Source organism: Streptomyces sp. NPDC058373 (genome assembly GCF_042723275.1).
Taxonomy (GTDB): Bacteria; Actinomycetota; Actinomycetes; order Streptomycetales; family Streptomycetaceae; genus Streptomyces.
Genome location: NZ_JBHXJE010000061.1, coordinates 23,368 through 31,534, shown reverse-complemented (window position 1 = coordinate 31,534; position 8,167 = coordinate 23,368). Strand labels below are relative to the sequence as shown.

The 8,167-nt window shown below is 71.2% G+C and carries 6 protein-coding genes; 3 read left to right on the top strand and 3 right to left on the bottom strand.

The genetic code is table 11. The features are described 5' to 3' along the window. Nucleotides 1–154: 154 nt before the first annotated feature. The gene (locus ACFWMZ_RS25840; protein WP_383180427.1) at nucleotides 155–1,006 is read right to left on the bottom strand and encodes a siderophore-interacting protein; all 852 of its coding nucleotides are present in this window, start codon (nucleotides 1,004–1,006) and stop codon (nucleotides 155–157) included. A gap of 94 nt (nucleotides 1,007–1,100) precedes the next feature. Continuing rightward, nucleotides 1,101–2,006, bottom strand: coding sequence for a 5'-3' exonuclease H3TH domain-containing protein (locus tag ACFWMZ_RS25835; protein ID WP_383204454.1), 906 nt, complete (start codon nucleotides 2,004–2,006; stop codon nucleotides 1,101–1,103). Between the two features lie 361 nt (nucleotides 2,007–2,367). Here ACFWMZ_RS25835 and ACFWMZ_RS25830 point away from each other — a divergent pair, with 361 nt between their 5' ends. The 3 genes from ACFWMZ_RS25830 to ACFWMZ_RS25820 all read left to right on the top strand — a co-directional run bounded on the left by ACFWMZ_RS25830 (nucleotide 2,368) and on the right by ACFWMZ_RS25820 (nucleotide 7,002). Then, nucleotides 2,368–3,507, top strand: coding sequence for a glycine betaine/L-proline ABC transporter ATP-binding protein (locus tag ACFWMZ_RS25830; protein WP_383180430.1), 1,140 nt, complete (start codon nucleotides 2,368–2,370; stop codon nucleotides 3,505–3,507). Continuing rightward, on the top strand, nucleotides 3,500–6,124 hold the full coding sequence (locus tag ACFWMZ_RS25825; RefSeq protein ID WP_383204451.1) for an ABC transporter permease/substrate binding protein: 2,625 nt from the start codon (nucleotides 3,500–3,502) through the stop codon (nucleotides 6,122–6,124). The genes ACFWMZ_RS25830 and ACFWMZ_RS25825 overlap by 8 nt, the downstream gene beginning before the upstream one ends. A 326-nt stretch (nucleotides 6,125–6,450) precedes the next feature. Then, entirely contained in the window at nucleotides 6,451–7,002 is a 552-nt protein-coding gene (locus ACFWMZ_RS25820; protein ID WP_383180439.1) for a helix-turn-helix domain-containing protein, read from the top strand. Nucleotides 7,003–7,030: 28 nt separating this feature from the next. Here ACFWMZ_RS25820 and ACFWMZ_RS25815 read toward each other — a convergent pair whose 3' ends face one another. Beyond that, nucleotides 7,031–8,149 (bottom strand): TDT family transporter, encoded by a 1,119-nt coding sequence (locus ACFWMZ_RS25815; RefSeq protein WP_383204449.1) that lies wholly within the window; start codon nucleotides 8,147–8,149, stop codon nucleotides 7,031–7,033. Nucleotides 8,150–8,167 lie beyond the last annotated feature (18 nt).

Below are 8,167 nucleotides of genomic sequence, written 5' to 3'. Positions count from 1 at the left end.
GGGGCTCTTGCGGGCCCCCGGCCCGGGGCGCTCGGGCCCGTCCGTGCGGGTCTCGGCCGACCGGAGACGCGCCGAGGAAGGACCCGGGGTACGGGCGGCTCTGGTTGCCCGTACCCCGGGGATGTGGGGGCCGCCCCGCTCGGCGGCGGTGGGGTCAGGCCGCCGGGACCGCCTGCTCCTGCTCGGCCTCGACCTGGGCGTTCCAGTCGCGCTTGGAGGCCTGCCAGCCGTCCTCGTTGTGGCCCAGGCGCCAGTAGCCGGAGATGGAGAGCTGCTCGCGGGCGATGCCGCGCTCCATCCGCAGGTGGCGGCGGAGCTCCTTGACGAAGCCGGCCTCGCCGTGGACGAAGGCCAGCACCTCGCCGCCGGGGAACTCCAGCTCGCGGACGGCCTCGGTGAGCAGCGAGCCGACCGGCCGGTCGCCGCGGTGCAGCCAGACCACGTTCTTGCCCTGCGGCCCGTCGATCTCCTGCTCCTCCTCGGGCCCCGAGACCTCGACGAAGGCGCGGACCTCGGCGTCGGCCGGCAGCGACTCCAGGGCGGCGGCGATGGCCGGCAGGGCGCTCTCGTCCCCGGCCAGCAGGTGCCAGTCGGCCTGGTCGCCGGGGGCGTAGGCGCCGCCCGGGCCGAGCAGGCGGATCTCGTCGCCGGGGACGGCGGCCGAGGCCCACGGGCCCGCGAGCCCGGCGTCGCCGTGGATGACGAAGTCCACCGTCATCTCGCGCGCCTCGGCGTCCCAGCGCCGGACCGTGTACGTACGGGTCACCGGCCACTGGTCGCGCGGCAGCTCGGCGCGGATCGCCGCGATGTCGAAGGGCTCCGGGTAGGTGACGCCCTGCGGCGGGAAGAGCACCTTCACGTAGTGGTCGGTGAACTCGTCCGCCGAGAAGTGGGCCAGGCCCTCGCCGCCGAGGACGATCCGCCGCATGTGGGGGGTGAGCTGTTCCGTCCGCACCACCCGCGCGAGATGGGTCTGCGGAGCCTTGCGTGCCGGACGGTCCGCCATGGAGGGGCCTCCCTGATCGGGTGTGGTTAGGTGAGCCTAAGTTAACACCCGGACCGGGGCCCGTGACGAGGGCGGCCCACGTCCGCCCCGGAGCTCAGGAGCGCAGCACCGCCAGCAGCCGCTCCAGCGAGCCCCCCAGGTTCCACCGTTCCGCCAGCGCCGCCAGGGTCTCGGGGTCGCGCGGGGTGCGGGGCAGGGCCGGGTCGAACGGGGACAGCTCGACGTCGGTGGCGACGCGCACCACCTCGGGTGCGACGGCCAGGTAGGGGCGCGCCTCCAACAGCCTCTTCCGCTGGGCGGGCGTCACCTTGGAGCGGGGGTCCTCGGCCGCGGCGACGATCCCGGCCACGTCGCCGTAGGTGGCGAGCAGCTTGGCGGCCGTCTTCTCGCCGACGCCGGGGACGCCGGGCAGGCCGTCGCTGGGGTCGCCGCGCAGCAGGGCCAGCTCGGCGTAGCCCGCGCCGTCGACGCCGTACTTCTCGCGCAGCAGCTCCTCATCGGTGAGCTGGAGGGTGCCGACGCCCTTGAGGGGGTACAGGACGCGCACGCCGCGCGCGTCGTCGACCAGCTGGTACAGGTCGCGGTCGCCGGTGACGATGTCGACCGGGCCGTCAGCCGCCGTCGCCAGGGTGCCGATGACGTCGTCCGCCTCGAAACCGGGGGCCTCGGCCCGGGCGATGCCGAGCGCGTCGAGCACCGCCTCGATCACCGGCACCTGCGGCGAGAGGGTGTCCGGCGTCTCCTCCACGTCCGGCCCCTCGGCGCTCTCCTCCGCCACGCGGTGGGCCTTGTACGTGGGGATCAGCTCGACCCGCCAGGCCGGACGCCAGTCGGCGTCCATGCAGGCGACCAGGGTGTCCGGCCGGTGGTCCTGGACCAGCCTGGCGATGAAGTCGAGCAGGCCCCGCACGGCGTTGACCGGGGTGCCGTCGGGCGCCCGGACCGTGTCGGGGACGCCGAAGTAGGCCCGGAAGTACAGGGAGGCGGTGTCCAGGAGCATGAGGCGCGGTGTTGGCTGAGTCACCCGGGCATCATCGCGCACGCCGGGTTCGGCGGTGGCGGACGGGCGGGGTGCGGCGTGCGGCTCCGTGCGCGACGGGAGTGGCTGAAAGAAACGCCTTCCCACCCCTGAATCGTCACGTAGAGTAGTCAATGTGCACCGTTGAGCGAGATCCGTGCACGGATAGTGAACTGGCTCACTCCTTTGTTTGAATTTTTTAAGTCCGGGCAGGGGCGCAGGCGGAGCAGACCCGGGCGCGGCGCCATCACGCCACCTTCCCGGGGCGCGGGCGGAACCGCGCTGCTCCACGGCCCGCCGGCGGGGGAGGCGGGCCGTCGTCGTGACAAATCGAGAGGTGTATGTGTCCAGGCTGCAAGCCGAGCACTTGTACAAAGTGTTCGGAAGACGACCCGATGAAGCGGTGCAACGACTCGAGAAGGGAGTCGACCGCAACGAGCTCCGTGCCGAAGGCACCACGGCCGCGGTGATCGACGCGTCCTTCTCGGTCGAGCCTGGCCAGATCTTCGTCGTCATGGGCCTTTCCGGCTCTGGAAAGTCGACGCTGCTGCGCATGCTGAACGGGCTCCTGGAGCCGACCGCCGGGCACGTCCGCTTCGACGGCCAGGACCTGACCGAGCTGGCCCCCGCCGACCTGCGGGCCGTCCGCTCGCAGAAGATCAGCATGGTCTTCCAGCACTTCGCGCTCTTTCCGCACCGCAGCGTGCTGGAGAACGCCGGGTACGGCCTGGAGGTCCAGGGTGTGCCGCGCGCCGAGCGGGAGCGCCGCGCCCTGGAGGCGCTGGAGCTCGCCGGGCTCGCCGGCTGGGAGAAGTCCTGGCCCGACGAGCTGTCCGGCGGTATGCAGCAGCGCGTGGGCCTGGCCCGCGCGCTGGCCACCGACGCCGATCTGCTCCTGATGGACGAGTCGTTCAGCGCCCTCGATCCGCTGATCCGCCGCGACATGCAGGACCAGCTCCTGGAGCTGCAGAAGCGGCTGAAGAAGACCATCGTCTTCATCACCCACGACCTCAACGAGGCGATGCGCCTCGGCGACCGCATCGCCGTCATGCGCGACGGCCGCATCGTGCAGATCGGGAGCTCCGAGGACATCCTCGTCACTCCGGCCAACGACTACGTCGCCTCCTTCACCCAGGACGTCGACCGTTCCCGCGTGCTGACCGCCGGGGCGATCATGGCCGACGCCGACACCGTGACGGCCGCCCCCGCCGCCACGGGCAAGTCCCTGGGCGCGGGCACCCGCACCGAGCGGGAGATCCTCGACGCCGCCCCCGCGGTGGTCGGCGAGGACACGCCCATCATCGAACTCTTCACCCCCTGCGCCACCAGCACCGAGCCGGTCGCCGTCACCGACGCCTCCGGCGCGCTGGTCGGCGTCGTCCCGCGCGAGCGGCTCCTCGCCGTGCTCGGCGAGCCGATGTCCCCCTCGGCGCCGCGTGACGCGGCCGACGAGGACGAGGGCAAGGTGAGCGCACATGCCTAGGCTGCCCTTCGGCGAGTGGGTCGACTCCGGTGTCGACTGGCTCCAGAACAACCTCTCCTGGCTCTTCGACGCCATCAGCGCCGTCGTCAAGGGCCTGGACACCGGCATCAACGCGGTCCTCACCGCGCCCGAGCCCCTGCTGCTCGCCGGTATCTTCGCCGTCATCGCCTGGTGGCTGCGCGGCCTGCTGGCCGGCGCCCTGAGCTTCGTCGGATTCGGCCTCATCATCTCGATGGAGCTGTGGGACGACGCGATGGCCACGCTGTCGCTGGTGCTGGTCGCCACCCTGGTGGCGATCGTGCTGTCGGTGCCGCTCGGTATATGGGCGGCCCGCTCCCGCACGGTCAGCGCGGTGCTGCGTCCGGCCCTGGACTTCATGCAGACCATGCCGGGCATGGTCTACCTGCTGCCCGCCGTCATCTTCTTCGGCCTCGGCGCCGCCCCCGGCATCGTCGCCACCATCATCTTCGCGATGCCCCCGGGCGTCCGCATGACCGAGCTGGGCATCCGGCAGGTCGACAAGGAGCTGGTGGAGGCGGCCGAAGCCTTCGGCACGACGCCGCGCAACACCCTGCTGCGCGTGCAGCTCCCGCTGGCGCTCTCCACGATCATGGCCGGTGTCAACCAGGTCATCATGCTGGGCCTGTCGATGGTCGTCATCGCGGGCATGGTCGGCGCCGCCGGTCTCGGCAGCTCGGTCTACGAGGGCATCAGCCAGCTCAACATCGGCCTCGGCTTCGAAGCCGGTGTCTCCATCGTGATCCTCGCGATCTACCTGGACCGCCTCACCAGCGGACTGGGCCAGCAGGTCTCGCCGGTCGGCCGCCGCGCCATCGCCAAGGCCCGCGCCACCGCCGGCGGCAAGAAGATCTGGAGCTACCGGCCGCAGACCGCCGTCGCCATGGTCGGCGTCGTCGTCCTCGCCCTGGTCGCCGGCGGCATGGGTGCCCTCGGCTCCTCCGACAACGAGGCCCAGGCCGACACCGGCAACGTGGGGCAGGGCCGCGAGATCAACATCGGTTACATTCCGTGGGACGAGGGCATTGCTTCGACGTTCCTGTGGAAGGAGATGTTGGAGCAGCGGGGTTTCAAGGTCAATACTCAGCAGTACGAGGCGGGTGCCTTGTACACGGGTATGGCCAATGGGGAGATTGATTTCGAGACGGATTCGTGGCTGCCGACTACGCATGAGTCGTACTGGAAGAAGTACGGCGACAAGTTGGAGGACATGGGTTCGTGGTATGGCCCGACGTCTCTGGAGATTGCGGTTCCTTCGTATGTGAAGGGGATCGAGTCGATGGAGGATCTGAAGGGCCAGGCGGACAAGTTCAAGGGCCGGATCGTCGGTATTGAGCCTGGCGCTGGTGAGATGCAGCTTCTGAAGGGCAGCGTGCTGAAGGAGTACGGGCTCGACAAGGAGTTCAAGGTTGTCGACGGTTCGACGCCGGCGATGCTGGCCGAGTTGAAGCGTGCGTATGCCAAGAAGGAGCCGATCGCGACGACTCTGTGGTCGCCGCACTGGGCTTACAACGAGTTCGATCTGACGAAGCTGAAGGACCCGAAGGGTGCCTGGGGCGAGGGCGACGAGATCCACACGCTGGCGCGTAAGGGTTTCTCCTCGGACTTCCCCGAGGTGGGTAAGTGGCTCAAGGACTTCAAGATGTCCGAGAAGCAGCTGACCAGCCTGGAGGCGGAGATCCAGGGCGCGGACAAGGGCAAGGAGCAGGAGGCCGTCCGCGCCTGGCTGAAGGACCAGCCCAAGGCCCTCGAGACCTGGGCCCCCGTCTCCGCCGACGGCGACAAGAAGAAGGACATCGCCGCCGAGGCCGAGCGCCCCATGGAGGTCGCCTGGTTCCCGTGGGAGGAGGACATCGCCGCCACCTACCTGTGGAAGCACATCCTGGAGGACCGCGGCTACAAGATGAACCTCCACCAGTTCGAGGTCGGGCCGATGTACGCGGCGATGTCGCGCGGTCAGATCGACGTGCAGTTCGACGCCTGGCTGCCGAACACGCAGAAGAAGTACTGGGACAAGTACGAGGACGAGCTGGTCGACCTCGGTGACTGGTACGGCCCCACCTCACTGGAGCTGGCCGTCCCCGACTACGTCAAGGACGTCAAGTCGCTCGCCGACCTCAAGGGCAAGGGCGAGCAGTTCGACGGGCGCATCGTCGGTATCGAGGCCGGTACCGAGACGATGGACATCCTGAAGAACAAGGTCGTCCCCGGCTACGGTCTGAGCGGCGAGTACGAGGTCGTCGACAGCTCCACCCCGGGCATGCTCGCCGAGCTGAAGCGCGCGTACGCCAAGAAGGAGCCGATCGCGGTCATGCTCTGGACGCCCCACTGGGCGTACAACGAGTACGACCTGCACAAGCTCGACGACCCGAAGAAGCTCTTCGGTGAGGGCGACCGGCTCCGGACCGTGGCGCACAAGTCGTTCATCGAGAACTACCCGGTGGCCTCCGACTGGTTCCGCGACTTCGAGCTCAGCGAGGAGCAGCTCGCCGGGCTGGAGAACGAGATCCAGAAGCTCGGTACGGGCAAGGAGGAGCAGGCCGTCGACGCCTGGCTCAAGGAGAACCCGGAGATGGTCGACAAGCTCGCCCCCATGTGAGCCTTGCCGCACCGCACGCGAGAGCCCCCGCGCGCCCCGGCGCCGGATGACCCCGCGTGACCGGCTCGTCACCTGAGCCGGAAGCCGGTACGCCGAAGGGGCGGGCCCCACCGGGAGGTGGGGTCCGCCCCTTCGGTATGCGCCCCCGTGCGCCCGCCGATCCCGCCGGGCATGGCTTTCCACTCGCCACGGGGCGGGTCCTTCGGGCAGGGTTACCAGGAGGGGCCGTTTCCGGACGCCCGTCCGGCGGGGGCACCGTCCGCCGGACCTGCGTAGGGTGCCGGAACACCCACAGGAGCCGAGGAACACGAGGGGGCGCCGCAGCGATGGACGAGAAAGTGACCCTCCGGGTCGGACCAGCCGTCCGACGGCGCCGCCGTGCCCTGGAGCTGACGCTGGCCGTCGTCTCGGCGCGCAGCGGCCTCTCCGTGCCTTTCCTCAGCCAGGTGGAGAATCAGCGGGCCCGCCCCAGCCTCCGTTCGCTGGAGGCCGTCGCCGACGCGCTGGAGACCACCGCCGTCGAGCTGATGGACTCCGTCGACCCCGCCCACACCGTGGAGGTGGTCCGCGCGGGCCCCGGGGGCGGCAAGGAGGTCCGCACCCTCATCCCCGGCCACCACCAGCTCGAAGCGCTGGAATTCACCGGCGACCACGACGAGGGCCGCGAACAGGTCCACCGCAACGACGAGCTGCTCTACGTCGTGGACGGCTCCGCCGAGGTCGAGGCCGAGGGCCGCGCCCACCGCCTAGGCCGGGGCGACACGCTCTACCTCACCGGCGGCGTCCGCCACCGCTGGCGCGCCACCGGGCCCGACACCCGCATCCTCGTCATCACCGTCGCCGACCACGTCGGCACCGACACCGAGCCCCGCGACTGACCGCGTACGCCCCCGGCGCCGGTGAGGCTCAGGCGGGCGCCGCGGGCAGTCGGCCCGCGGCCAGGCCGCGCAGCGTCCCGGTGAGCGCCACCAGCCAGGCGGCCACCAGCAGCACGTAGAGCCCGGTCGCCGCCAGTTCGAAGACCCGCAGGCCGGTGTGGCGGGAGAGCCCCGCCAGGCCGGTCACGCACGTCCCCACGGGGAAGGTGAACCCCCACCAGGTCAGCGAGAAGCCCATGCCCCGCCGCAGCGCCCGCACCACCAGCGCCCCGGCCAGCCCCAGCCACAGCGCGGCGAACCCCATCACCGGCACCCCGAACAGCACCGCGAGGGCGGCGAAGCCCCGCGCGTACGGCTCGGGCACCACACCCGGCGCCGCGTCGGCGAGCTGGTTGACGGCGGTGGTGGACTGGCCGAGCGGGCCGAGCACCAGGAAGAGCGTGGGCGTCAGGGCCAGGGCGGGCGGGCCGCCGGTCAGCAGCCGCCCCACCACCAGCGGGAGCATCACCAGCGCGCCGAGCAGGCTCAGCCCGAACAGCCCGTGACAGCAGTAGAGGAGCGTCTGACGGGGCTGCCCGGCCGGGAGGTGCGGTACCAGCAGCGGACCCAGTGCCGCCGAGACCATCGGGGCCACCACCGGCAGCAGCCACACCGGCGAGGCCGAGCTCATCGGCGGCCGGTGGCGGACCACCATCAGGTACGGCACGGCGACCGCCGCCAGGACGCCCGTCACCGTCCCGGCCGTGAACAGCACCAGGTCGACGGCGACCGCCGCCCGGAGGCCGATCCAGTCGGCGCCCACCACCAGCGTCGCCCCGCCGACCGCCAGCAGCGCCATCGCCAGGCAGCCGTAGAACGGGGCCATGGCCACGTCCAGCAGATGGGCCCGCGCCTGGCCCCGGTGGTGCGCCCAGTGCAGCGCCCGCGCGACGAGCAGCGCCACCAGCAGGAGCGCCGACAGCGCCCACACCACGGCCAGCGCCGTCCGCAGCCCCGGCGGCTGCCAGGGCAGGCCCGCACCGGCGGTCGCCACGATGGCGGTGCCCATCACCGACGCGTACCAGTTGGGGCCCAGGTGGCGCAGGGCGGGCAGGCGGGCGGGGCCGCCGACGGGCGGGGCGACGGGACGCGTGGTGAGGGCAACCATCCCCCTACTCTGCCTTTC